The sequence below is a fragment of the Bacillus sp. FSL W7-1085 genome, from assembly GCF_038595035.1.
GTDB lineage: Bacteria > Bacillota > Bacilli > Bacillales > Bacillaceae > Bacillus > Bacillus altitudinis.
Genome location: NZ_CP152000.1, coordinates 2,586,804 through 2,609,979 on the forward strand (window position 1 = coordinate 2,586,804; position 23,176 = coordinate 2,609,979).

Here is a 23,176-nt window from a genome sequence, read left to right on the forward strand (position 1 = left end):
TCAATACGATCTTTTTATGAATATTTTTTCGTTAATCGAAATATTTTTTTTAAAAAAGTTGAAACCTTTTGTCTTTCTCATTCGTAGTACATCAGATAACGGTATTGGAGGTGCATCCTGTCATGTTTGTCATCCTCATTAGACTTGCTCTTGTTGCATTGCTTGTCTATATTTTCTACATGGCGGTAAAATTCTTCTCAAACCCGAGAAGAAAGCTGAAACAAGCACAATTAAAAGAAGGCTTTTATTTTATGGACGAACAGCAAAATGCCCGCAAAAATTTTAATTTCGTCTATAAAGGTGTCTTGTTTGAAGGGGAGAAGCATGTTCCTTCTAAGGATCATCCTCTGTTTGTCCACTCCATTTACGTTTGGACGGAGTCACCTGAGAAGCTAAATGAATTCACATTAGAAGACTTTGAAAAACTTGAGGAAAACATCATTGAACGGTATCCTCAAACAAAAATTGATTGGGATCAGCCCATCAAAAAAATCAAACAAAAAAAGGGAGCAGACACGCCGACTTAACGGCGTCTGCTCCCTTTTCAGATGAGATTGAGATAGACCAATATCACCAATTGGACAACAATTAAAGCAGGCATACCCATTTGAAAGGCAGGATGCTTTGTTTTATGACGGAAATACTGCATGCCAAGAAATGACCCAGCAGCACCAAAAAGTACTGCGGCACTCCATAAGTGCGCTTCTGATATTCTCCATTTGTGTGCTTTCGCCCGGCGTTTATCCTCTCCCATGAGACAAAACCCATAGACATTGACTGAGATGAGCAGCACGATCAGAGCGATATTCATTGATTTCACCTCACATGATGAGAAAAAAAGACCACTCCTTGGCGGAATGATCTTTTATATGACTTACTTGTCTAGTTGTGCTTTTGCAGCATCAGCAAGCTGGTTGAATGCGTTTAGGTCATTCACAGCAAGATCAGCAAGCATTTTGCGGTTTACTTCGATACCAGAAAGCTTTAAGCCATGCATTAAACGGCTGTAAGAAAGACCGTTCATACGAGCTGCAGCATTGATACGAGTGATCCATAGTTTACGGAAGTCACGTTTTTTCTGACGACGGTCACGGAAAGCGTAGTTTCCAGATTTCATCACCTGTTGGTTTGCTACTTTATATAATCTATGTTTTGAACCGAAATAACCTTTTGCTAATTTAAGAACCTTTTTACGACGCTGACGCGACACAGTTCCGCCTTTTACTCTTGGCATTGTAATTCCCTCCTATGTTTCCTATTCCAGATTACTTGATGTTTGCAAGTTGTTGTTTGATACGTTTGAAATCTCCAGCACTTACGATTGCGCTCTTACGCAATTTACGTTTTTGCTTTGTAGATTTGTTAGCGAACAAGTGACTTGTGTACGCATGAGAACGTTTAAGTTTACCAGAACCTGTTTTTTTGAAACGTTTAGCAGATCCGCGGTGAGTTTTCATTTTTGGCATTGGATGTTTCCTCCCTCTGTTACTTTTACTTTTCGACTTTTGGTGCAAGCATGAGGAACATGCTGCGTCCGTCCATCTTAGGTTTTGTTTCTACTGTTGCTACTTCAGCGCAAGCTTCAGAGAAACGGTCTAACACGCGCTGTCCGATTTCTTTATGCGTAATCGCACGGCCTTTAAAGCGGATAGAAGCTTTCACTTTATCGCCCTTTTCAAGGAATTTGATTGCATTACGGAGCTTCGTGTTAAAATCATGTTCATCGATTGTCGGGCTCAACCGAACTTCTTTTAAGCTAATGATTTTTTGATTCTTACGTGCCTCTTTTTCCTTCTTCTGTTGTTCGAATCGGAACTTACCGTAGTCCATGATTCGGCAAACAGGTGGTTTTGCATTTGCAGCAACTAACACAAGGTCAAGATTGGCTTTCGTAGCAATTTCCAGAGCTTCCTGGCGGGTTTTAATCCCCAGCTGATCGCCATTTTGTCCGATCAAACGAACTTCACGCGCACGAATACCTTCATTAACTAATTGATCTTTGCTAATAGTGAGCCACCTCCATGAGATTTTGAATTGAGTTCACAATTCATTTTGACCATTTCGTTGTATGTTTTACAGGCAAACAAAAAGTGTGGGCATATAAAACACCCACACTGCGAACATTTGCATGAAAAAATAAATGTACGGTCAACCTGTCAACTACAAACATGTGTCAATCAGGTGAGAAGCGGGTGCTTCTGCTTGTGATATCTATTCAATTCGTTAACTATTCTACACAATTTTCATTTGTCCGTCAAGTAACCGAACTCTTGAAACAACTTTTTCATTTTAGCATGACGAAACGTTTTGGGCAAGACTTATTTAAAAAGAAAATAAAGTCTCTTCAATTCCTTCAATATTTCATTAACACACCGATATAAATCAAGTTGTATACACAAAATAAACCAAAATATAAATCATATTCCATATAAAAAAGGATATTATATCTATTTTTTCAAAAAAATGATTGATTTTATAATCCTTTAGACTTATCATTGGTGAGGTATTCAAATTCATTTAATAAAATAAGGAAAAGTAGGGGATTTATTTGAAAAAGTTTTTTAAGATTGGGTGTCTTAGTATCATTATTCTCATTTTGATTATTATCTTTGTATCTTGTATGGCTGGGGGCGGCAACAAAAAAGATAATACATCAAATACTGGTTCTAAAAATGCAGTAACGAGTAGCGAAAAGAAAAATAATAAAGAAAAAACGCATAAAATTGGAGATAAAGTAGCAGTCGAAGACTTTACTTATCAAGTAAACAGCGTAACAGAAGCGAAATCTTTACAAAAACAGTATATGAGCGATGTAACGACAGACGGCAAATTCGTGATTGTTGAGGTAACGGTCATAAATACAGGTAAAAAAGATAGAACGGTAGATACTGAGATGTTTAGGTTAATTGGCAAAGACGGTACAGAATACAAATCACTCGCAACAAATAACATGTATGTCAATGATATCGATTCAAGTTTCTTCTTAAAACAAATAAATCCTAAATTATCTAAAAAAGGTAAAATTGCTTTTGAAGTTCCAAACGAAAAGAAATTCTCGCTTCAAGTCTCATCAGGACTAGGATGGACTGGCGGTAAGTATAAGACCATTGATTTATCAAAATAATGTAAGAGTGCACATTTTTGTGCACTTTTTTTATTACTAAATAATCTATTTAAACTCTAAAACTTCTATTGTAAAATGAACATGAGCCTGTCACATGCAATTGAGGGTAACTACATACATAACAAGGGAGAAGATCATGAAAGCCGTATTTTTCGATTTAGATGATACTTTGCTTTGGGATGAAAAAAGCATTCATACCACTTTTCAGGAAACATGCAGGGAAGCGGAAAAGAAATATGGACTTGATCCAGAATCGTTTGAACAGATTGTGCGTGAAGAAGCAAGAAAGCTGTACTCTTCTTATGAAACATATGATTATACTGTTATGATTGGCATTAATCCTTTTGAAGGACTGTGGTCTAATTTTAGTGAGCCAATTAGCGAAGGCTTTCAAAAGCTGAACGCCCTTGCACCAGAGTATCGCAAAAATGCTTGGACGAACGGCTTAAAAGAGGCAGGAATTGATGATGAAGCATTTGGTCAATACTTAGCAGATTTCTTTGCAGCAGAGCGTAGAAAACGCCCGTATGTCTATGAAGAAACGTATCCTGTTTTAGAGCGCCTGAAGGGCACCTATGAATTACTCCTTTTAACAAATGGAGATCCTAGTCTGCAAAAAGAAAAACTTGCAGGTGTTCCGGAACTTGCCCCTTACTTTAATGAAATTGTGATTTCAGGAGATTACGGAAAAGGAAAGCCTGATCCTGGCATCTTTGAGCACTGCCTTCAGCTGTTAAATCTCACAAAAGATGACGTCATCATGGTAGGAGATAATCCAAAAACAGATATTCTCGGCGCTTCTCGCGCTGGCATCCAAACCGTTTGGATCAATCGTCATGGCAAGAAAAATGAAACAGATGTGACACCAGATTATGAAATTAAAGACTTACACGAATTGTTTGATATTTTAAAATAAACCATAGGAAAAACACCCTTCTCCTGATCGAGATTGGGTGTTTTTTCGTTTTGGGCTATACAATTGCTGCTAAACTTTGTGCTTGACGATCTAAGCCGCGTGCTGCTTCTCCTACATTCATGAATTCCTCGCTTGCCTGCTTGACAAGATCCCGGTTTGTAAACACGCTTGTCTTTGCACGGCTTGTTCCGTTGCTGACCTTTTCAACTTCTAAATGGATCGCCTTCACATAACGATCCACCTTTACGATCGCTTCCTTTGAATCTGTCGCAAGCTTACGGATTTCTGCCGCGACGACACTAAAACCATTTCCATAGGAACCCGCATGCGCAGCTTCTATGGCCGCGTTCAATGCGAGCAGCTGCGTTTGGGAAGCGATACTGTTAATCGTTGTAGCAATTGAGCTGATCGACTCCACCTGCTCTGTTAACCCTTCTAGCAAACTCATGTTTTGATCAGTTTCATTCGCGATATGTTCAAAAGAAGCATTTACACTTTGACTATGCTGGATGCCGATTTCCGCTCGCTCCATTAATTTTGCAGACATATCCTTTAGGTCTTCTACTACCTGCTTCATTGTGTTTTCTCTCTCCGTAATATCTGTTGCCACTTTCACGACAGCCACTACATTCCCCTCTTCATCGAGCACTGGCGTATACGTCGCTTCAAGCCATAAGGTGTCACCGTACTTCGTGATCCGCTGCACCTTTTCCTGAAACACTTGACCATTCTTCAAACGCTTCCAAAACATTTGATAACTTGCGTCTTCTGCAATATGCGGAGGACAAAACTGTCTATGCTTTAAACCAATCATTTCTTCCTTTGAATATTTCATGGCTTTTGCAAAAATATCATTGACCCATAGGACCTTACCTGTGACATCAAATTCAATCATCGCCAGTGAGTGTTCTAACGCTCGAAGAACGGCTGATTGCTCTAATACTTGTGTTGATAAAGTGTTTGTTGTTTGAATCATCGCTTTCATTCCCCCAATTTGCCTCTCTCTAATAGTACATACTTACCCATACTTTCGTACTATCTAAACGTATCATTTGCGTACTTGGATCACTAGTGGAGAATTTTTTTCCATAAGAAAAAAGCCAGCAACCTCAATAGATGAGATCACTGACTGTTTCGTTCGCCTTCATTATTTTTTTGCTTCTGCTACTGCATGTTTCACAAAAGCTTCGAGGTCCATTGTTTCTGAATCTTGTTCCCCATATTTTCTTACATTGACCGCGCCATTTTCTGCTTCTTGATCACCGACAACCAGCATGTACGGAATCTTTTGCATTTGCGCTTCTCTAATTTTGTATCCTATTTTTTCATCACGACTGTCTAGTTCTACACGCAGTCCTTCAAGCTGCAAACGTTCTTGCACTTTTTTCGCGTAATCTAGATGGACAGATGGTGAAACCGGGATGACTTGGAATTGTACAGGTGCCAGCCATGTTGGAAGAGCTCCTTTGTATTCTTCAATTAAGAAGGCAACGAAGCGTTCCATTGTGGACACAACTCCTCTATGAATGACAACTGGACGATGGTGTTTTCCATCTTCTCCGATATATGTGAGATCGAAACGCTCTGGAAGTAAGAAGTCTAGCTGTACAGTAGACAAAGTCTCTTCTTTTCCAAGAGCTGTCTTTACTTGGACGTCAAGCTTCGGACCATAAAATGCCGCTTCGCCTTCTGCTTCATAGTTGTCATGTCCAAGCTCGTCCATTGCATCTTTCAGCATAGACTGTGCTTTATTCCACATTGCATCATCGTCAAAATACTTCTCAGTATCTTCTGGATCACGGTAAGATAAGCGGAACGTATAATCATTTAAGCCGAAGTCTTGGTATACTTCTTCAATTAAACGAACTGTACGAATGAATTCGTCTTTGATTTGATCTGGACGAACAAAGATATGGGCATCGTTTAATGTCATCCCGCGAACACGCTGAAGGCCGGATAAAGCACCTGACATTTCATAACGGTGCATTGTGCCAAGCTCTGCAATCCGAATTGGCAATTCGCGATAGCTATGCGGTTCATTTTTATAAATCATCATATGGTGCGGACAGTTCATTGGACGGAGAACAAGATCTTCATTGTCCATTTCCATCACAGGGAACATGTCTTCTTGATAATGCGCCCAGTGGCCTGATGTTTTATACAATTCTACACTCGCAAGAACGGGTGTATACACATGCTCATAACCAAGGCGTACTTCTTTATCAACAATATAACGCTCAATGACGCGGCGAATTGTTGCCCCTTTTGGCAGCCAGAGCGGAAGACCTTGGCCCACCTTTTGAGAGTTCGCAAACAGTTTTAATTCTTTGCCTAGTTTACGGTGATCACGCTCTTTTGCTTCTTCAAGCAGACGTAAATGCTCGTTTAATTCTTCTTTGCTGAAGAAAGCTGTTCCGTAAATACGCTGAAGCATTTGGTTGTTACTGTCGCCTCTCCAGTAAGCACCTGCAAGGCTTAACAGCTTGAATTCTTTGATTTTCCCTGTAGACGGCAAGTGAATACCACGGCATAGATCGAAGAATTCACCTTGCTCATAAATTGTGACGGCTTCGCCTTCTGGGATTGCTTCTAACAGCTCTAGCTTCAATTCATCGCCAATTGCTTCAAAGCGTGCTTTCGCTTCTTCTCTTGAAACTTCAATGCGCTCAATCGGCAAATTGCTGTTAATGATTTTTTTCATTTCTTTTTCAATCTTTGGTAAATCTTCAGGTGTAATCGCTACATCGATGTCGACATCATAGTAAAAGCCATTTTCGATGACAGGGCCTACGCCAAACTGGACGTGATGCTCTTTTCCATAAATGCGTTTGATTGCCTGTGCAAGCAAATGCGCTGTGCTGTGGCGCATAATATCGAGCGCTTCTTCACTCTTATCTGTGATGATCTCGATTGTTCCACTTTCTAACAGCGGCGTACGCAGATCTATTTCTTTGCCGTTCAATTTACCGGCAAGCGCTTTTTTCTTTAGGCCTGGGCTAATTGATGCCGCGATGTCTTCTGTTGTAGCTGTTTTGTCAAACTCCTTGACTGCTCCATCTGGAAATGTAAGTTGAATTTGTTCTGACATCTCTAGTCACTCCTTTTTTTGGCAATATAAAAACCCCGCCCCCTGGAAAGGGACGAGGTTGAATAAACGGAATCGTGGTTCCACCCTTTTTCCCGTATTTGCAGCTTGCTTTGTCAAAAGCAAATACGGCTTGTGGTTCAATAACGGGAATTCCCGTCAGCTATTACTAAACAGTTCACAGCTGATGTTCAAAGGTGGTAAAGCAAATGGTCCTCTGCTAGGAAGCTTTCAGCCACGGCTTCCCTCTCTTTAAGCGGGTGTTCATTTGTTCATGTCCTTATCAATACGGTCTCTGTATGAAGTTACACCGTATTATAAAACGTTTTTTCGTGAAAATCAAGAAAGCTTTTCACTTTTCTTTTCCAAATGACTAGGAACAAATTGAACATGCTGTTCCTGAAACGAATGAGAAGGGAATACCTCAACTCTTTCTTGAAAAATATTTTGAATGGTTTGCACCATCGAGTGACCTGTATCATCTGTAAATAGGTCAATCTTTTGTGGCGCAATGGATACAAGCGGTGCAATCAACTGCGAATCAATATACATTGGATGCTCTCTTACAAACTGTCTGTCTATGTATTGTTTTTGATCACGCTCAGAAGCGTACCGAAATTCCCAAATCATCAGGCGGTCCTGATGCACAACATGTACTTTTTCAAGCTTAGGTTCTCTTGACATCACATAGTCTCGAAGGGATTGAATAAAGTTTTGATATTCTTGTTCCATTTTATATTCTTCGATGGATACTTCAACATAGTTCTTCAGCCTTCTGTCATACGCTGAGAGCCTAAATGTCATAAATGAACCAATGGAAAAAACACCTTTCTGTAAAGAAATCGTCTCAAGCTCTTTTTTTAACAGATCCTCCCTCGGTGGGTCTTGATGAATTCCAGGAATATCATCTAGATCCCCTTTCATGATGCTATGGGCGATTGAAAGAATTTGGTGTTGCTCTTCTGGATCTTTAAATAAGTATGTGTTTTCAAGGATGCTGCGCATGCGTTCATTTTCTTTGCATTCCAAAAAAAAGTGAATCAGTAATGTCCGCACAATGTGCTCAATGGCTTCTCCTGATTTTTTCGCTTCTATGAGAAGCCGGTCTTTCCCTTGTTGAATCGAAATGTGATGCCGACTGTCAAAGTGTTCAGCAAGATGTAAAAAAGCGGCGGTATCATATTCATCTTCAAAGATTATTTCAAGCATGTTTGTCCCCCCTAACGACATCTGTTACATATATATGGGGAGAACATAAAAAATAGACGCCTAAAATAAATCAGGCATCTTTCTTTTTAAAATCAGTGGCACTGAGATAAAGATCAAATAAATCAAACAAACAATCGCTAAGGCGGCATAATTTCCGCTCACAAAGCTTGATCCAAGGACATTTAACGCCACAGTACCAGGTATCAATCCTAAAAAAGTCGCCGCCGCAAATGCACGATAATTCGCACGTGAAGCTGCTGCGGCATAACTGACAAAATCAAAGTGAATGGGCGCAATGCGTAATAAGAGGATATAAAGAAATCCATGCTCTTGAATACGGGACGTCACCGCTTTTAGCTTCCGATTGCTTGATTCGGTTTCCTGCTTGTTTGAACGGAAGGTTGAGGCAAGCAGGAAAGATCCTGTTGCACCTGCTGTCGCACCAGCTAAGGCATAAATGGTCCCAAGGACACTGCCGAATGCCAAACCTGCTGCTAGCGAAAAGACGGTGAGAGGGACAAGCACAAATGGACGAAAAAGTGATAAGAAAAGAAAGACAAAGGGAGCCAGCATCCCAAATTGAAGAATCCAATTCTTCACATCTTTCGGCGACAGTTGAAAATGCTGTTTGTTGAGCCACCATAGCACAGCAGCTAGAACCCCAATCACGAGGAAAAGCAGCCATTTTCTTTTATTCATTTCATCCGCTCCCCTTCACGTGACCTATCTTTTTATAAATGACGGCGATTTTCTCCTTCAAGCAGAACTGGTTCAGCTAGGTAGAGAATACGTTCCATTAATCGAGCTGCCTTCACCTCTTCTTTTTCCCCGCGCTGTGAGTACGTAAAGTGATGCTTTAACTCATTCGGTGAGAAATTAGAAGAGAAAAAAGTCGGCAGCTGCTCTGCCATGCGGTATTGCAAGATTGTTCCTAAAAGTTCATCTCGTACCCAGCTTGTCATCGACTCTGCTCCAATATCATCAAGCATTAAAATTGGTGTAGATTTGACCATATTCAGCTTCTCTTCGAGTGTATGATCAGCTAACGAATTTTTTAACTCTCTCACAAATTCAGGCACGTATACAAGGAGAGATGGATACTCTTTTACCGCTAGCTGCTGCGCAATCGCTGCCAGAATAAATGTTTTTCCGACCCCAAACTTTCCATGTAAATAGAGGCCTTTTCCCTTACCTGTTTCATCATAACTTTGCAGGAATTGACCTACTTTTTGAATGACTTCTTGTCTTCCAACCACATTTAAATCAGCAAACGTCGCTTGAAGAACATTCTGCGGAATGTACATGCTTTTCATGAGTTCTTGCTGTTTTTTCTGTCTATCAAGCCGCAGTTTGACAGGACAAGGGGAATATTCAATATCAATGCTTTGACCTTTGATCACAAGCTTCGGGTGATACCCGTCTAAAATGACATTTACATTCTCTTCCTCTAAGCAGTAAGAACAACCCTTTGATTGTTGTACATATTCAAAGAGCCTGTTCAAGCTGCGATTGATCATGTCTTCTTGGATGTCCTCTTGATGCTCCTTTAAAAAAGCTTTTACATCTTCATCAGCTAGGACACTTTCTTTAATCTGATTGTATCTCACGCGAAAATCTACCCGCCCTTTTAGCTGATCAAATGAACGACCGATCGGTTTCATCTCCATCTCACCTCACATTAATGTGCATTGTACTTTTTCATATTATTAAACTGATCTAACAATTTTTCTTTTTCTCGTTCGAGGTCCTCTGTAGACAAGTTATCTGTCTGTTCCTTTGGCTGTTCTTTCGTTTCAGCTTCCTTCATCCAGTCAGGCAGTTTCTCCTCGCGGATCACTTTTCCTGACCCATATGATTGACGCTTATTTTTTTGCTGCGCCCATTCTGTCATTTGCCTATTCTCTTCTTTGGCAATTTTCATAGCAGCTGCCACTGTTTTGATTTTCTTTCGCACCCAGTGGGCGGCGATTTTCTGCATATATGTTTTGGACAGTTTCATATCGGTTTTTAGCAGTGTATAGTAGATCAGGACATTCATGACCCCAGGCTCTAGCTGCTGCTCAAGCATAATATCTTCAACAATTCTTAAGTCTGCATACGTCGGCTCAATGCCATCTGCCATATCTTTTAGAAGCTCTCTAGGCGAAATATGATCAAGCTTTTCAATCAATTTCGCATCAGGCGCATCTGCACCTGAATTCTGCGTGACATTGTGACGTAAATGCCTTGGCTGTTTTTGATCAATCAGCTTCGGCTGTTCACCTCTGTATTCAATTTGATACCAGTCTCTCGCTGCTTTTCGCAGATCCTCAGTTGATATCATCTGATCTGAACCACAGGCACCTGCGACAATATTTTGCATTTGCAGCGGGGTGATGCCATAGACGACCGCTAACTTCTTAATTGTCTCTTTCACTTGCTTTGTCAAAGCTTTTCTCGGAATCATCATATCCGACATGCCTGCTAACAATAGATCAAAATCAAAAGATTCATCTGAAAGCGGTGCAGGCTGACTTGAGCCAACTGTCACATATTCGTAGCCCTCGTCAAGCGATGACGCCTGATTGATTTCCTCTGTCATCTTGCGCTCTCCTGGCTGCAAGACGTGAAACACTTCTTCAAACGATCGGGAGATGTTCTTTGCATCAGCAGGAACTCCTGGATAAGAAAAATAATCACGAAGCTGCATATATTTTGCTTTCTCTACCCGATGATACAAAAGGACATTCAGCATACCGTCTTGGAAAAATTCATCCGGTCTCAGCGGCGGCACGAGCTCATATGTAAACAGTCTGCCTTCTTCCGTTTCCTGTTCATATGTGCGGAGTAATCCGATCGCTTCAAGCTTTAAGCGCTCCTCAAAAATATCATTTAAATTCGTTTGCAGCATCACCATCAGCTGACGGTGAGGTGCGGGTTTCCCCCACATTCGATTTTGTTCCAGCTCTCCCCACAGCGTCATGTATAAACTGAAAGCGGACATGCCAATAAGCGGCTGATATAAAAGAGTAATAAGCTGTCTATCGATGTCACCGAGCAATGAAGCGCTTTTGACGACATACGGATCGACGGCTAGCACTTCCTTCCAATGCTCTGTCATATGCTGATCCTCCCTTAATACGGTTGTCTTCATTGTACACTCTTTTTGCGTTTTACGCTTTACGCAGGAAAAAGAGCATGAAGAATCTTCAGCTCTTTTTTAGCGTTCTTTCTTTAATAAATCTTTTAATTCATCAATAAATACATTGATATCTTTAAATTGACGGTATACCGAGGCAAACCTGACGTAAGACACTTCATCAATTTTCGCCAGCTCGTCCATCACCATTTCCCCTACAAGCTCGCTTTTCACCTCTGACATGCCTTGGTTACGCAATTCCTTCTCGATGTTAAAGCAGACATCCTCGAGCTGTTTTAAAGCGACAGGACGTTTTTCACATGCTTTAATGAGACCTCTCAGCATCTTTTCCCGGCTGAACTCTTCTCGAATTCCTTCTTTTTTCACCACAATCAATGGCAATTCTTCTAATTTTTCAAACGTCGTGAAGCGATATTGACAGCTTTCACACTCTCTTCTGCGACGGATGGACTTCCCTTCATCTACTGGTCTTGAATCAAGCACCCTTGTGCCAAGGTGCTGACATGTGGGACATTTCATTTCATCAGCTCCGATCTCTTCTTGGAAGTTGTTTGTCTAGTTCTTTATAAAGGGACAAAACAGCCTTTTGACTGTAGCCAAAGTCTGTTGGCAGTGCTGTTTCTGTTGTCACATTAAAATCGACAGCTGTTTCAAAAGGACGAATTGAAATGACAGTCGCCACGAGAAAAGCTTTTTTCGGCGTTCGTATGTTTGCGCTGATTTCACCTCGTTCTGCTGAAACAGATGTCACTTGATAGGAATCGTTTCTTGAAAGAACGGCTTCTACCGCTTGGAAAACTTGAGTTTGTGTCGATTTGTAGTAATGGCTTTTCAGCTCTGACACTGGATGATGGTCAGATGTTTCTGTATGATTTGAAATGAATCGTTTGAGCTTTTGTCCTAAAGTCATACACGTATCCCCTTTGTCATAAACCCTCTTCTTTATTTTATAAAAAAAACCTTTGTTTTCCTAGAACAAAAGTATAGACAGGTTGGATCATGCTGGATGTCGTGTATGGAACAAATATAAAAAGGAGCATAACACAAAGGCATTTAATGCTTTTGGCCAGCTCCCATTGCAATCTTTTTTATGTTTACAGTGCTTTGGCTTGCGCCTGTTTCACTTGTACAGGTCCCATGCCTCGAGGAATTTCGATGTTTTCTCTTGTTTCAGCACCTAGTTCATCTCCGATATGATCTGCTGCAATATTCGGATCTAGATCGCCGCAAGTATAAACATCTATGCTCGCATAACCATGTTCAGGAAAGCTGTGAATTGTCAGATGAGATTCAGAAATAATGACAACTCCACTTACTCCTTGAGGTGCAAATTTGTGAAAAGCAACCTCTCTTACTTCAGCTCCTGATTTCAAAGCTGCATTTACAAACGTTTTTTCAATAAAATCCATGTCGTTCAGTTTATCACAGTCGCATCCCCATAACTCGGAGATAACGTGACGTCCGATTGTTTCCATCATGGACCCCCCTTAAACAAGAATGAAAGAGTGAAGTTCTAAGCAGCCGGACCGGACATATACCACGGGGGAAAGTTAGTCCAAAGAGGTCCTAACCCTTTAAGTATACCCGAATGAGTCTGCGAACAAGAAGTTCACGAAAAATAGTATACTTTGTTTAGACCCATTTTGCAAGCTGTGTTTTTAGTGGGATTTTCTCTCATTTCTTGAAAAGGGACGTTCAGTCTTCTTCATTTCAAACAGCTGAAAGCTCTTTCATCTGGGAACCAACAAACTTTACAAGATCAACCACTCTGCAAGAATAGCCCCATTCATTGTCATACCATGCAAGAACTTTTACTTTTCTGCCTTCCATCACCATCGTTGTAAGTCCATCAACGACAGCAGAATAAGGGTTTGTGTTAAAGTCTGTGGAGACAAGTGGTTCATCTGTGTAGTCTAATATGCCAGCAAGAGATGTTTTTGAAGCCGTTGCAAAGGCAGCATTTACCTCTTCTGCTGTGACATCTTTTTTCAAGTCGACCACAAGATCAACCATCGATACATTTGAAACCGGTACGCGAAGTGCAAGTCCATGTAATTTCCCTTTCATGTGCGGCAGCACTAAAGAAAGCGCTTTAGCGGCACCCGTCGTCGTTGGAATGATGGACTGGGCACATGCTCTTGCCCGGCGCAAATCCTTGTGGGGGTTGTCGATATTTTTTTGATCATTTGTATAAGCATGAACCGTTGTCATTAAGCCGTTGTCGATGCCAAATTCATCATCTAACAATTTGACAACTGGCGCTAAACAGTTTGTTGTACAAGATGCGTTTGAAATAACGACGTGCTTTTCAGGATCAAGATCATCCTCATTGACACCCATTACAATTGTAACGTCTTCATTTTTACCTGGAGCTGTAAGTACGACCTTTTTCGCTCCGGCATCTATATGGCCCATCGCTTGATCTTTTGAATTAAATTTCCCTGTTGCTTCGATCACGATATCAATCCCAAGCTCTCCCCATGGGAGCTGCTTTGGGTCTCTATTATTGAGCAAAAGCACTCTTTTGCCATTGACAATCAACGCGTCATCTTCTGCTGTCACATCGCATTCGTAACGTCCATGATTTGTGTCATATTTAATTAAATGTGCTAGCGTTTCGGCAGGATAGCTTGCGTTCACCGCTACAATTTGAATTTGATCATCAAGCATTGCTTTTCTGAAGACCATGCGTCCAATTCTGCCAAACCCATTGATCGCTGCTTTTACCTTCATGAACAGGTCACTCCTCTATTATGTGTTATACTCAATAAATTTATTTATGAAATTAGTATATCACATTAGAATGTAATTGCCAGTATATAAACGTATATTTTCAAAAAAGGGCTGTTCTTTGCAATGAAATTGACGAAAAAAGCATAAAAAAAGAAGAGTACTGTATGTACTCTTACTTATCTGTATGTTCCCATTCGTTTAATATGTTCTCTAATTGCTTTCTAATAAAAGCAAGATCTTTTGTGTTTTCTATCACGCGGTCTGCTTTTTGGCATTTTTCCTCAAGAGGCTGCTGGGAGTGAATGCGATTCAGTGCTTCTTCCTCGCTCAGGTCGTTTCGATTCATGAGCCGCGACAGCTGCAATTCAGGCGTCGTGTACACAACGATGATGCGGTCGACTAGACCTTCCAGCTTGCTCTCGAATAGGAGCGGGATATCAAGCACAACGAATGTTTCATTGTTGCTCACCCCTTCATCACGCTGCTCGAGCATTTCCTTTCTGACTTCAGGATGAACGATGGCATTGAGCTTTTTTCTTTTCTCTTCATCAGAAAAAATGATCGCACCAAGCTGCTGCCGGTTCAGTTCACCATTTGGCAGAAGAACCTCTTCACCAAAAGTTTGAACGATTTGATGAAGGGCAGCCGATCCTTTAGAAACCGCTTCTTTTGCAATGATATCAGCATCCACCACCCGAATGCCTTTCTCTTTTATCATCTGCGAGACTGTGCTTTTTCCGCTAGCAATCCCGCCTGTTAATCCAATGACGAGCGTCAATTCGTTTCCTCCTTTACAGCTTCCACACCCCAATTAAAATGAGCAACAGCCCTGGTAAGCATGCGAGTTTATCGATCCAGCGCCAATTGGCCAAATAATGACCTGCACGCAGTCCGATGCATACAAAAAGAGAACTCATCACAGCGACCGTGATGCTCATGACAATTGGAGAAAAACCAAGAATCGCTGCACCAATCCCTGCACCAAATGCATCGATGGATAAAGCAATTCCAAGAAGCACCGCTTCCATTCCATTAATGGTGCCAGAGCGGTCAATATCTGCACTTGTAGGCTTTCGTAAAATATGAATGACAAGCCCAAGAGACTGCACTTCTACATTGAGAAGTGTTTTTTCATGAAGGAGCAAATCACGCTCTTTCGCTGGTTTATAAAATTGATACAGAACCCAAAGTCCGATGGCAATTAAAATGCCTCCACCCAGTTTATCTGTCACTGAGACAGGGAGAAATGTCGTGAGCAGGCTGCCAATCAGCATGGAAATGAGCAACACAATTCCTGAACAGCAAGCAATAATAACGATGGCTTTAAATGGAATCCTCATCTTGCGAAGACCATACGTAAAACCTACAGAAAAGCTGTCAATGCTGACGGCAATAGCTAAAAACAGAAGCGAAAACGAAATCATACCTGTACTCTTCCTTTCTGTTCATGCAACGATGATCAAGAGTCTCTAGGCGTCCTTAGACTCTTCTTCACTATATGAAGAGCAGGTGGGCTGTGTGTCAGTCTACACCTTACTGAAAAAAGAATGTTTTTTATCGTATGCATGGCAAAAAGGAAGCATGCTGACGGCTTACCTTTATGAAGGGCGTTTTTGGCAGGTCACACAAAAATGAGTGCCGCGCCCTCCCACCACTGTTTTCTCTATGATACTGCCGCACGTCTGGCAAGGTTCTCCCCGCCGGTCATATACAAGAAGCTGTAATTGAAAAGTCCCAATATCACCTTGTGAATTGATGTAGGAACGAATGGTGCTACCTCCTGCATCAACAGCCACTTGAAGCGTGTCTATAATATGTTTGTGGAGCACCTTGCAAGATGCAAGACTTAGCTGATTCGCTTTTGTTTCTGGATGAATGCCTGATTTAAACAGCACTTCATCTACATAAATATTACCAAGGCCAACCACGATTTTTTGATCAAGTAAAGCCGTTTTGACCACGCGGGAGGTTTTCTTTAATTGCTCCCATAAATAGTCTGGTGTAAATGAGTCTGAAAAAGGTTCATACCCCAGCTGTGATAGCGGAAGTTCTTTTTCTTCTTCGCCTGGCTGAAATAGATGCATCGTCCCAAATTTACGGACATCATGGTACCGAAGTTCGGTACCGTCTGTGAACGTAAAGACGACGTGTACATGTTTATCATAAGGCTCACCAGTTTCATGTACACGGTATTTCCCTTCCATTCTTAAATGGGAGACCATCACATAGTGGTCTAAATGAAAGAGTAGAAACTTCCCTCTTCTTTCAATGGTTTGAATGGTTTCTCCTACCATCCTTCTAGCGAACTCTTCCGGTTCCCCAGGACGTTTGATGATATTTGGCCATTTGATATCGACCGTTTCAATCGTTTTTCCTTTGACTAACCGCTGAAGAGTGCGCCGGACGGTCTCAACCTCTGGTAATTCCGGCATGCTCCTCGCTCCTTTTTCTCTCTCTTTATTTTGCGTCGTACCAAGATGGACCTGAAGCGAAATCGACTTTTAGTGGCACATCGAGCTGAAGTGCGTTTTCCATGACTTCAGGGACGATTTTTTCTAATATGGCGATTTCTTCTTTTGGCGCTTCAAAGATCAGTTCATCGTGCACTTGCAATAACAGATTTGCCTGCAGATTCTCTTCTTTTAACTTTCGTGCCATATCAATCATCGCTTTTTTGATGATATCGGCAGCACTGCCTTGGATCGGTGTGTTCATTGCCGTTCTTTCCGCAAAGCTTTTCACATTAAAATTACGGCTTGTGATATCTGGGATATATCGTCTGCGTTTAAGAAGCGTGGTCACATACCCTTTTTGTTTTGCTTCCTGCACGATGTCCTCCATATAGGTTTTCACGCCTTTAAAGCTTGTTAAATAACGTTCAATGAAGGCCGCTGCTTCTTTTCTTGTAATCCCAAGGTTTTGAGACAGTCCATAATCACTAATTCCATATACGATTCCGAAGTTGACAGCTTTGGCCTGTCTTCTCATAGAGGAAGTCACTTCTTCTTCTGAGACATGGAACACATCCATGGCTGTTTTCGTGTGAATATCCATATCTTGCGTAAAGGCTTCAATCAAGTTCTCATCTTGAGAAATGTGCGCGAGTACACGCAGCTCAATTTGAGAATAGTCAGCTGCAAACATGAGCCAGCCTTCTTTTGACGGAACGAACGCTTGACGAATTTTTCGGCCTTCTTCTAAACGAATCGGGATGTTTTGAAGGTTTGGGTCTGTTGAGCTTAATCTTCCTGTTTGTGTAAGTGCCTGATTAAATCTTGTGTGCACTTTATGCGTATCTTTGCGCGTCACTTTCATTAAGCCTTCCACATAAGTAGATTGCAGCTTTCCTATTTGACGGTAATGCAGAATGGACCGAATAATTTCGTGCTTGTCTTCAAGCTTTTCAAGGACATCCGCAGACGTAGAGTAGCCTGTTTTGGTCTTTTTGATAACCGGCAGTCCTAATTTTTCAAATAAAATCACACCAAGTTGCTTCGGTGAATTGATGTTAAATGTTTCTCCTGCTAACCGATGAATGGTTTCTTCATATTCCTTCAGCTTCTTCGTGAGTTCTTCACCCATTTTCTGAAGACGTTCAACATCCACTTTTACCCCAAGAGATTCCATTTCACCTAAGATGAGGGCAAGAGGCAGCTCTAAATCTTCATACAGCTCATGCTGATCATTTTTTTCTAACGCTTCAAGGGTCAAATCATGCAGCGCAGAGATCGCTGCTGCTTTTCTTCCAAGATGGTCTTTTAGCTCTTCTTCAGGTGGAATCGCCTGTTTCGCTCCTTTTCCGTAAACTTTTTCATCGGAAAGGGCTATGTTCAGGCCATATTCCTTCGCCACACTTGCAACGTCCTCATAGGATTTCTGCGGATTGACCACATAGGAAGCGAGCAGGACATCGTTATCGACACCTTTAAGATCAACATCATGCCATCTGAGCGCAACAACCGCTCTTTTGGAATCAAAGACCCATTTCTTCTTCGTTTCATCCTGTACCCATTGTTTAAACGCTTCAGATTGAAGAGCATCTTCTTTTGTCATAAAAAATGCACCGTTCTCATTATGGATCGCAAACCCTATCAAATCGGCTTCGTGATAATTGTCTCCTAGCTGTTCTACCACAAGTGCAGCGTGATCTGTCAGCATGTCCTCCGTGACATCTGTCATTTTCTTTACGTCTAGTTCGTCTATTTCTACTGGTTCATCTGATTCTGGCGCTTCTCCTAAACGCTCTAGCAGCGTTTGAAAGCCCAGTTCTTTATAAAGCGAGATGACCTGCTCCATGTGAGGACCTTCATAGGCGAGCTCTTTGCTTGACACATCTATTGGTGCTTCTACGAGAATCGTCGCCAGCTTTTTACTCATCACCGCTTGTTCTTTATATTCTTCAAGCTTTTCTTTTAGCTTTTTCCCGCTGACTTCGTCAATATGATCAAGCAGATTTTCAAGGCTTTCAAACTGCTTTAGTAATTTGATCGCTGTTTTTTCACCGACACCAGGCACGCCAGGTATATTGTCTGATGAGTCTCCCATCAGCCCTTTCATGTCGATGATTTGATCTGGTCTGAGGCCGTATTTCTCTTCAATATGGGCCGGTGTGTAATATTCTACTTCTGTGATACCTTTTTTCGTAATGGCTACTGTTGTATGATCTGTTGAAAGCTGCGTTAAGTCTTTATCTCCTGAGAAGATTTTGACCTCAAAGCCGTCCTTTTCTGCCTCTACAGCCAGTGTGCCGATAATGTCATCCGCCTCGTATTGCGGAAGCTCGTACCTTTTCACTTGATAAGCATCTAATAGCTCACGGATGAACGGCATTTGTTCTGATAGTTCTGGCGGAGTTTTTTGTCTTCCGCCTTTATATTCCTTAAAGGTCTCGTGACGGAAGGTGGTTTTACCCGCATCAAATGCTACGAGCATATGAGTCGGCTTCTCGTCTTCCAGCATCTTCATTAAGATCATCGCAAAGCCATAAATGGCATTTGTATGTACGCCTTTATCATTGGATAATAGCGGCAAAGCAAAAAAGGCTCGATAAGCGAGACTGTTTCCATCCACAAGTACTAATTTCTTTTGATCTGTCATCTTTTAATCCTCCATCGACTGAGCCGGCTCAGCCGTCTCTTTCGCACATTGTATGTTCATTTTATCAAAGTTTATTTTGAAAAGAAAATAGACGAGCCTGCATAAAAAAGGGACGAAAACAACAAGTGTTTTCGTCCTTCCAAAATTGGCTCCTTGGATGAAGGGGTTCCTATTCATCCTACCAATGATTGATTAACAAAACATGAATTCATTGTAAAGATCATGTAAATTTTAACGCCACTTTCCATTCTTCTCTATTTTGACTTTAAACTCACGGTAAACGTCGTCCCTTTGCCTTGTTTGCTATGAACAGAAATCGTTCCTTCATGTGCTTCGACAAGGTGTTTGACAATGGCAAGACCAAGCCCTGTACCGCCTGAGTTTCTACTTCTATCTTTATCAATTCGATAAAACCTCTCGAATATTCTTGGAATCTCACTCTTTTTCATACCGATCCCTGTATCTGCTACATCAAATTCATAGCTGTCTTTCCTCTGTCTTGCTGTGATCGTGACACTTCCTCCCTCTGGTGTATAGGTGAGGGCATTATTGATCAGGTTGAGGAAAATTTGTTTTAATCTCAGCGGATCTGCCATGACATAGACCGGCTCTTTCGGGACACGCACTTGTAGGTCAATGCCTTTTTCAGCAGCCTTTTGTTTTAGCAGTACTTCAATCTCTTGAATGATTTCTGTCGCATTGGCTTCTTGAATATTCAGCTTAAAATGCTGCTGTTCAATTTTCGAGAGATCAAGTAAGTCTTGGATGAGCGTTTCTAAACGAATACTCTCTTTTAGGATGATGGACAAAAATTGTGTCAGCGCTTCTTTATCGTCAATGGCACCATCCAGAAGTGTTTCAGAAAAGCCTTTAATTGACGTGATCGGTGTCTTTAATTCATGTGACACGTTAGCGACAAAGTCTTTTCGCATCTGTTCTAGCTGCTTTGTTTCTGTCACATCATGAAAGACAAGAACAATCCCTTTCCATTCATCGTCTGTACTTAAGATCGGGACACCATCGACTTGGAAATAACGGCGCTCGATGTCAACAGCGAGACGTAAAAACTTTCGGACCTTGGTTTCTGTCATGAAAATTTCGTCTATTAACTCAATAATCTCTTCATGGGTAAAGGCTTCATGATACAGCTTGTGCATGTAAATATGTTTTTGCACTTTGAATTGCTTGCGGAATGTTCGATTGACTAAGTGGATATAGCCCATTTTATCAATCAAAATAATCCCCGCTCCAATGTTTTCAATGACTGTTTGCAGACGATCTCGCTGCATTTCGCCAGCGCTTGTCATGTCTTGAAGACTTTCTGCCAGACGCTTCATTGATGTATTGAGTTCACTTGTTTCAATGATCAGCTCTTCATAGTTATTTGTATCATAGTTCCCTCGTTCAAGCTGTTTGGCCACCTTTGTGGCATAATCAATCGGCTTTACATACTTCATCGACATGCGATAGCCAAAGAAGACGATGATAATGATGGCCGAACCAAGACAAAAGGCTAATGCAAGCCAGAGCTGGCCGTCAATCTCATTCAAAGGCTGGAATGAAGCATGAAGAAATAAATATCCCGCCGGTTCGTTTTGTTTCATCATTGGAACTGCATAATGAAACAGCGCATCCTTCTCATCCTCAATGAACGTTCCTTTTGTTTGGAGCTGCTCACTTTTCAGTGTGTTTAAAATGACAGCCCTTTGTTCTGCTTGACCCGTTGTATGTATGATATTCCCCTTCACGTCCACAATCGACGCATTCATATCGAGATGCTGCTTTGCTTGATTAAGAATCTTCTTGTTTTGCTCCGCATTCAAATCTTCAACATTCATAGAAGAAAGGAGAAAACTCGATTCCTTTTCCATTCGTTCGGTTAATTTTGTTTCATAGAAAATATGAAACATATGATCCAAGAAAAGACCAAGCGCAACAAACACAATAAACAAGAGAAAAATGAGCCCAGAAAAAAGGCGGGTTCTCACTTTACTCATTTGGCTTTGGCTCCTCCAATTTGTAGCCTAAGCCTCGAATGGTTTTAATATATGTTGGTTTTTTCGTGTTCTTTTCAATTTTGTCCCGCAAGTGGCTGATATGCACATCCACAATACGAGTATCACCTGCAAAGTCATAATTCCAAACCGCACTTAACAATAGATCACGCGTAAGGACACGGCCTTTATGCTTAGCCAAATAAAGAAGCAGTTCAAATTCCTTTGGCGTAAGCTCTAGACGTTCTTCTTGGAAATAGACTTCGTAATGTTCAGGTAAAATGCGCAGGTCTCCAATTTTGATTTGGTCTGCAATGATCTCTTCCTTCTCTTCTTGCACGGGAGCCGGCTGAGATTGCTGTGCTCTTCTCAAAATGGCTTTTACCCGAGCACCCACTTCTCTAGGACTGAAAGGTTTTGTCATGTAATCATCGGCTCCAAGTTCAAGACCGAGCACCTTATCAAATTCATCGTCCTTTGCTGTCAGCATTAAAATAGGGAACATCATTTTTTGAATTCTCAGTTGTTTGCACACTTCAATGCCGTCCATTTTCGGAAGCATTAAATCAAGCACAATCAGATCAGGCTGTTCACTTGCTGCTTTTTCAAGCGCTTCTTCTCCGTCTCTTGCTGTGACGACATCGTAGCCCGCCCTTTCAAGGTTATAGCTTAGAAGTGTTACAATTGATTCTTCATCATCCACAACTAATATTTTTTTATTCATGTTGTGCCTCCAATTAGTGATTTCCCCTGCATCCGGTTTTTTGTATCTTATGTGAAAAGCGAGAAGTCATGCTTTCTCTTTCATTTTAACGAAAGCTTAACAAGAGAACAATTTAAAATTTCGACAATATTGGCTTTGTAAACAAAAAGAAGACTCCTCATATGAGAAGCCTTCTTTTTTATTCTTATTAAGACAATACTTTCATGACGTTCTTTACAGATTCAACAGAACGGTCAAGCTGACTTCTTTCTTCTTCTGTCAGCTCAAGCTCGATGATCTGCTCAAGACCGTTTCCACCTACGATTGTTGGAACTCCAAGGTAAATGCCTTCGTAGCCATATTCACCTTCAAGGTATGCAATCGTCGGCATGACGCGGCGTTGATCTTTTAAGATCGCCTCAACCATTTCAACGAGTGAAGCAGCAGGTGCATAATACGCACTACCGTTACCTAATAGGTTGACGATTTCACCGCCGCCTTTTCTTGTTCTTTCAACAATTGCATCAATTCGCTCTTTAGGAATTAATGTTTCCAGCGGGATACCGCCTGCATAAGAGTAACGTACAAGAGGAACCATGTCGTCCCCATGTCCGCCAAGAACAAAGCCCGTCACATCTTTCACAGATAGGTTTAATTCTTGAGCAACGAACGTACGGAAACGTGCTGTATCAAGAATTCCTGATTGTCCGATGACTTTTTCTTTTGGTAATCCTGATTCTTTATAAACTGCATATGTCATTGCATCAACAGGGTTTGTTAACACAACAATGATCGCTTCTGGAGAATATTTAACGATTTCACGTGTCACACTGCGCATGATTTTTTCATTTGTTGACACGAGGTCGTCACGGCTCATTCCCGGCTTTCTTGCAATTCCTGCCGTAATGACCACGACATCAGAACCGGCTGTATCTTCGTAGTTAGAAGTTCCTGTAATATTCGCATCGAAGCCTTGAACAGGGCTTGCTTCCAGCATGTCAAGTGCTTTCCCTTTTGTCGGGTTCTCAAGCTGAGGGATATCCACTAATACGACATCCGCTAATTCTTTTTGAGCTGTTAGAAATGCTGTAGTTGCTCCAGTAAAGCCTGCTCCGATGACAGATACTTTTTTACGCTTGTTTGCCATTTCCTTTTTCCCCTTTAACTTTAAAGTTT

24 protein-coding genes and 2 other annotated features are annotated in these 23,176 nt (G+C 41.3%); of the genes, 3 read left to right on the plus strand and 21 right to left on the minus strand.

Going from position 1 to position 23,176, the window contains the following annotated elements; genetic code table 11:
* Positions 1 to 122 precede the first annotated feature (122 nt).
* Positions 123 to 527, plus strand: a complete 405-nt coding sequence (locus tag MKY11_RS13325; protein WP_008346017.1) for a hypothetical protein — start codon at positions 123 to 125, stop codon at positions 525 to 527.
* Between the two features lie 17 nt (positions 528 to 544).
* Here the strand turns inward: MKY11_RS13325 and MKY11_RS13330 are convergent, their stop codons facing one another.
* The 4 genes from MKY11_RS13330 to infC form a co-directional block, all read right to left on the minus strand.
* The gene (locus MKY11_RS13330) at positions 545 to 811 is read right to left on the minus strand and encodes a DUF1294 domain-containing protein (RefSeq protein ID WP_096881722.1); all 267 of its coding nucleotides are present in this window, start codon (positions 809 to 811) and stop codon (positions 545 to 547) included.
* Positions 812 to 874: 63 nt separating this feature from the next.
* Complete coding sequence (gene rplT, locus MKY11_RS13335) at positions 875 to 1,234, minus strand: 50S ribosomal protein L20 (protein ID WP_007501659.1); 360 nt, start codon at positions 1,232 to 1,234, stop codon at positions 875 to 877.
* 31 nt (positions 1,235 to 1,265) lie between these two features.
* The gene (gene rpmI, locus MKY11_RS13340) at positions 1,266 to 1,466 is read right to left on the minus strand and encodes a 50S ribosomal protein L35 (RefSeq protein ID WP_003216324.1); all 201 of its coding nucleotides are present in this window, start codon (positions 1,464 to 1,466) and stop codon (positions 1,266 to 1,268) included.
* Positions 1,467 to 1,491: 25 nt separating this feature from the next.
* The gene (infC, locus tag MKY11_RS13345) at positions 1,492 to 2,007 is read right to left on the minus strand and encodes a translation initiation factor IF-3 (RefSeq protein WP_024718649.1); all 516 of its coding nucleotides are present in this window, start codon (positions 2,005 to 2,007) and stop codon (positions 1,492 to 1,494) included.
* Between the two features lie 71 nt (positions 2,008 to 2,078).
* Positions 2,079 to 2,210 (minus strand) — a sequence feature (ribosomal protein L20 leader region).
* Positions 2,211 to 2,548: 338 nt separating this feature from the next.
* On the opposite strand from infC, the gene MKY11_RS13350 reads away from it, so the two are divergent.
* Together MKY11_RS13350 and MKY11_RS13355 are read left to right on the plus strand one after the other, a co-directional pair.
* The gene (locus MKY11_RS13350) at positions 2,549 to 3,124 is read left to right on the plus strand and encodes a DUF4352 domain-containing protein (RefSeq protein WP_268356004.1); all 576 of its coding nucleotides are present in this window, start codon (positions 2,549 to 2,551) and stop codon (positions 3,122 to 3,124) included.
* Positions 3,125 to 3,260: 136 nt separating this feature from the next.
* Positions 3,261 to 4,040: an HAD family hydrolase gene (locus tag MKY11_RS13355; protein WP_024718651.1), complete on the plus strand. Its 780-nt coding sequence runs from the start codon at positions 3,261 to 3,263 to the stop codon at positions 4,038 to 4,040.
* A 55-nt stretch (positions 4,041 to 4,095) separates the two neighbouring features.
* Here the strand turns inward: MKY11_RS13355 and MKY11_RS13360 are convergent, their stop codons facing one another.
* The 17 genes from MKY11_RS13360 to mdh form a co-directional block, all read right to left on the minus strand.
* The gene (locus tag MKY11_RS13360; RefSeq protein WP_256688579.1) at positions 4,096 to 5,016 is read right to left on the minus strand and encodes a methyl-accepting chemotaxis protein; all 921 of its coding nucleotides are present in this window, start codon (positions 5,014 to 5,016) and stop codon (positions 4,096 to 4,098) included.
* Between the two features lie 171 nt (positions 5,017 to 5,187).
* A complete protein-coding gene (gene thrS / locus MKY11_RS13365) occupies positions 5,188 to 7,128 on the minus strand; it encodes a threonine--tRNA ligase (protein WP_342501480.1) in 1,941 nt (646 codons plus the stop codon).
* A 45-nt stretch (positions 7,129 to 7,173) separates the two neighbouring features.
* Positions 7,174 to 7,421, minus strand: a binding site (T-box leader).
* Positions 7,422 to 7,464: 43 nt separating this feature from the next.
* Positions 7,465 to 8,334, minus strand: a complete 870-nt coding sequence (gene ytxC / locus MKY11_RS13370) for a putative sporulation protein YtxC (RefSeq protein ID WP_259253269.1) — start codon at positions 8,332 to 8,334, stop codon at positions 7,465 to 7,467.
* 60 nt (positions 8,335 to 8,394) lie between these two features.
* Entirely contained in the window at positions 8,395 to 9,033 is a 639-nt protein-coding gene (locus MKY11_RS13375) for a TVP38/TMEM64 family protein (RefSeq protein WP_058336551.1), read from the minus strand.
* Positions 9,034 to 9,065: 32 nt separating this feature from the next.
* Positions 9,066 to 9,995 (minus strand): primosomal protein DnaI, encoded by a 930-nt coding sequence (gene dnaI, locus MKY11_RS13380; protein ID WP_008346034.1) that lies wholly within the window; start codon positions 9,993 to 9,995, stop codon positions 9,066 to 9,068.
* Between the two features lie 17 nt (positions 9,996 to 10,012).
* Positions 10,013 to 11,434, minus strand: a complete 1,422-nt coding sequence (locus MKY11_RS13385; protein WP_017367826.1) for a replication initiation and membrane attachment family protein — start codon at positions 11,432 to 11,434, stop codon at positions 10,013 to 10,015.
* A 99-nt stretch (positions 11,435 to 11,533) separates the two neighbouring features.
* The gene (gene nrdR, locus MKY11_RS13390) at positions 11,534 to 11,992 is read right to left on the minus strand and encodes a transcriptional regulator NrdR (protein ID WP_003216720.1); all 459 of its coding nucleotides are present in this window, start codon (positions 11,990 to 11,992) and stop codon (positions 11,534 to 11,536) included.
* Between the two features lie 4 nt (positions 11,993 to 11,996).
* Positions 11,997 to 12,383: a hypothetical protein gene (locus MKY11_RS13395; RefSeq protein WP_017358264.1), complete on the minus strand. Its 387-nt coding sequence runs from the start codon at positions 12,381 to 12,383 to the stop codon at positions 11,997 to 11,999.
* A gap of 184 nt (positions 12,384 to 12,567) precedes the next feature.
* Positions 12,568 to 12,948: an adenosylmethionine decarboxylase gene (gene speD / locus MKY11_RS13400; RefSeq protein ID WP_003216492.1), complete on the minus strand. Its 381-nt coding sequence runs from the start codon at positions 12,946 to 12,948 to the stop codon at positions 12,568 to 12,570.
* Positions 12,949 to 13,183: 235 nt separating this feature from the next.
* Positions 13,184 to 14,206 carry a glyceraldehyde-3-phosphate dehydrogenase gene (locus MKY11_RS13405; protein WP_008346043.1) on the minus strand — a complete coding sequence of 341 codons (1,023 nt, stop codon included), beginning with the start codon at positions 14,204 to 14,206 and terminating at the stop codon, positions 13,184 to 13,186.
* 172 nt (positions 14,207 to 14,378) lie between these two features.
* Entirely contained in the window at positions 14,379 to 14,984 is a 606-nt protein-coding gene (gene coaE / locus MKY11_RS13410; RefSeq protein ID WP_024718656.1) for a dephospho-CoA kinase, read from the minus strand.
* Positions 14,985 to 14,997: 13 nt separating this feature from the next.
* A complete protein-coding gene (gene ytaF, locus MKY11_RS13415; protein WP_007501684.1) occupies positions 14,998 to 15,630 on the minus strand; it encodes a sporulation membrane protein YtaF in 633 nt (210 codons plus the stop codon).
* A gap of 174 nt (positions 15,631 to 15,804) precedes the next feature.
* On the minus strand, positions 15,805 to 16,638 hold the full coding sequence (mutM, locus tag MKY11_RS13420; protein WP_007501686.1) for a DNA-formamidopyrimidine glycosylase: 834 nt from the start codon (positions 16,636 to 16,638) through the stop codon (positions 15,805 to 15,807).
* Between the two features lie 25 nt (positions 16,639 to 16,663).
* On the minus strand, positions 16,664 to 19,303 hold the full coding sequence (gene polA, locus MKY11_RS13425; RefSeq protein ID WP_045034149.1) for a DNA polymerase I: 2,640 nt from the start codon (positions 19,301 to 19,303) through the stop codon (positions 16,664 to 16,666).
* Between the two features lie 254 nt (positions 19,304 to 19,557).
* Positions 19,558 to 21,300, minus strand: coding sequence for an ATP-binding protein (locus tag MKY11_RS13430; RefSeq protein ID WP_017358268.1), 1,743 nt, complete (start codon positions 21,298 to 21,300; stop codon positions 19,558 to 19,560).
* A complete protein-coding gene (locus MKY11_RS13435; RefSeq protein ID WP_007501691.1) occupies positions 21,293 to 22,021 on the minus strand; it encodes a response regulator transcription factor in 729 nt (242 codons plus the stop codon). The genes MKY11_RS13430 and MKY11_RS13435 overlap by 8 nt, the downstream gene beginning before the upstream one ends.
* Before the next feature lie 187 nt (positions 22,022 to 22,208).
* Positions 22,209 to 23,147, minus strand: a complete 939-nt coding sequence (gene mdh, locus MKY11_RS13440) for a malate dehydrogenase (RefSeq protein ID WP_007501693.1) — start codon at positions 23,145 to 23,147, stop codon at positions 22,209 to 22,211.
* Between the last annotated feature and the right edge of the window lie 29 nt (positions 23,148 to 23,176).

Coding starts and splice junctions, on each gene's coding strand:
- MKY11_RS13325 (WP_008346017.1), top strand. CDS start 123: ATGTTTGTCATCCTCATTAGACTTGCTCTTGTTGCATTGCTTGTCTAT.
- MKY11_RS13330 (WP_096881722.1), bottom strand. CDS start 811: ATGAATATCGCTCTGATCGTGCTGCTCATCTCAGTCAATGTCTATGGG.
- rplT (WP_007501659.1), bottom strand. CDS start 1,234: ATGCCAAGAGTAAAAGGCGGAACTGTGTCGCGTCAGCGTCGTAAAAAG.
- rpmI (WP_003216324.1), bottom strand. CDS start 1,466: ATGCCAAAAATGAAAACTCACCGCGGATCTGCTAAACGTTTCAAAAAA.
- MKY11_RS13355 (WP_024718651.1), top strand. CDS start 3,261: ATGAAAGCCGTATTTTTCGATTTAGATGATACTTTGCTTTGGGATGAA.
- MKY11_RS13360 (WP_256688579.1), bottom strand. CDS start 5,016: ATGATTCAAACAACAAACACTTTATCAACACAAGTATTAGAGCAATCA.
- thrS (WP_342501480.1), bottom strand. CDS start 7,128: ATGTCAGAACAAATTCAACTTACATTTCCAGATGGAGCAGTCAAGGAG.
- ytxC (WP_259253269.1), bottom strand. CDS start 8,334: ATGCTTGAAATAATCTTTGAAGATGAATATGATACCGCCGCTTTTTTA.
- MKY11_RS13375 (WP_058336551.1), bottom strand. CDS start 9,033: ATGAATAAAAGAAAATGGCTGCTTTTCCTCGTGATTGGGGTTCTAGCT.
- dnaI (WP_008346034.1), bottom strand. CDS start 9,995: ATGAAACCGATCGGTCGTTCATTTGATCAGCTAAAAGGGCGGGTAGAT.
- MKY11_RS13385 (WP_017367826.1), bottom strand. CDS start 11,434: ATGACAGAGCATTGGAAGGAAGTGCTAGCCGTCGATCCGTATGTCGTC.
- nrdR (WP_003216720.1), bottom strand. CDS start 11,992: ATGAAATGTCCCACATGTCAGCACCTTGGCACAAGGGTGCTTGATTCA.
- MKY11_RS13395 (WP_017358264.1), bottom strand. CDS start 12,383: ATGACTTTAGGACAAAAGCTCAAACGATTCATTTCAAATCATACAGAA.
- speD (WP_003216492.1), bottom strand. CDS start 12,948: ATGGAAACAATCGGACGTCACGTTATCTCCGAGTTATGGGGATGCGAC.
- MKY11_RS13405 (WP_008346043.1), bottom strand. CDS start 14,206: ATGAAGGTAAAAGCAGCGATCAATGGGTTTGGCAGAATTGGACGCATG.
- ytaF (WP_007501684.1), bottom strand. CDS start 15,630: ATGATTTCGTTTTCGCTTCTGTTTTTAGCTATTGCCGTCAGCATTGAC.
- mutM (WP_007501686.1), bottom strand. CDS start 16,638: ATGCCGGAATTACCAGAGGTTGAGACCGTCCGGCGCACTCTTCAGCGG.
- polA (WP_045034149.1), bottom strand. CDS start 19,303: ATGACAGATCAAAAGAAATTAGTACTTGTGGATGGAAACAGTCTCGCT.
- MKY11_RS13430 (WP_017358268.1), bottom strand. CDS start 21,300: ATGAGTAAAGTGAGAACCCGCCTTTTTTCTGGGCTCATTTTTCTCTTG.
- MKY11_RS13435 (WP_007501691.1), bottom strand. CDS start 22,021: ATGAATAAAAAAATATTAGTTGTGGATGATGAAGAATCAATTGTAACA.
- mdh (WP_007501693.1), bottom strand. CDS start 23,147: ATGGCAAACAAGCGTAAAAAAGTATCTGTCATCGGAGCAGGCTTTACT.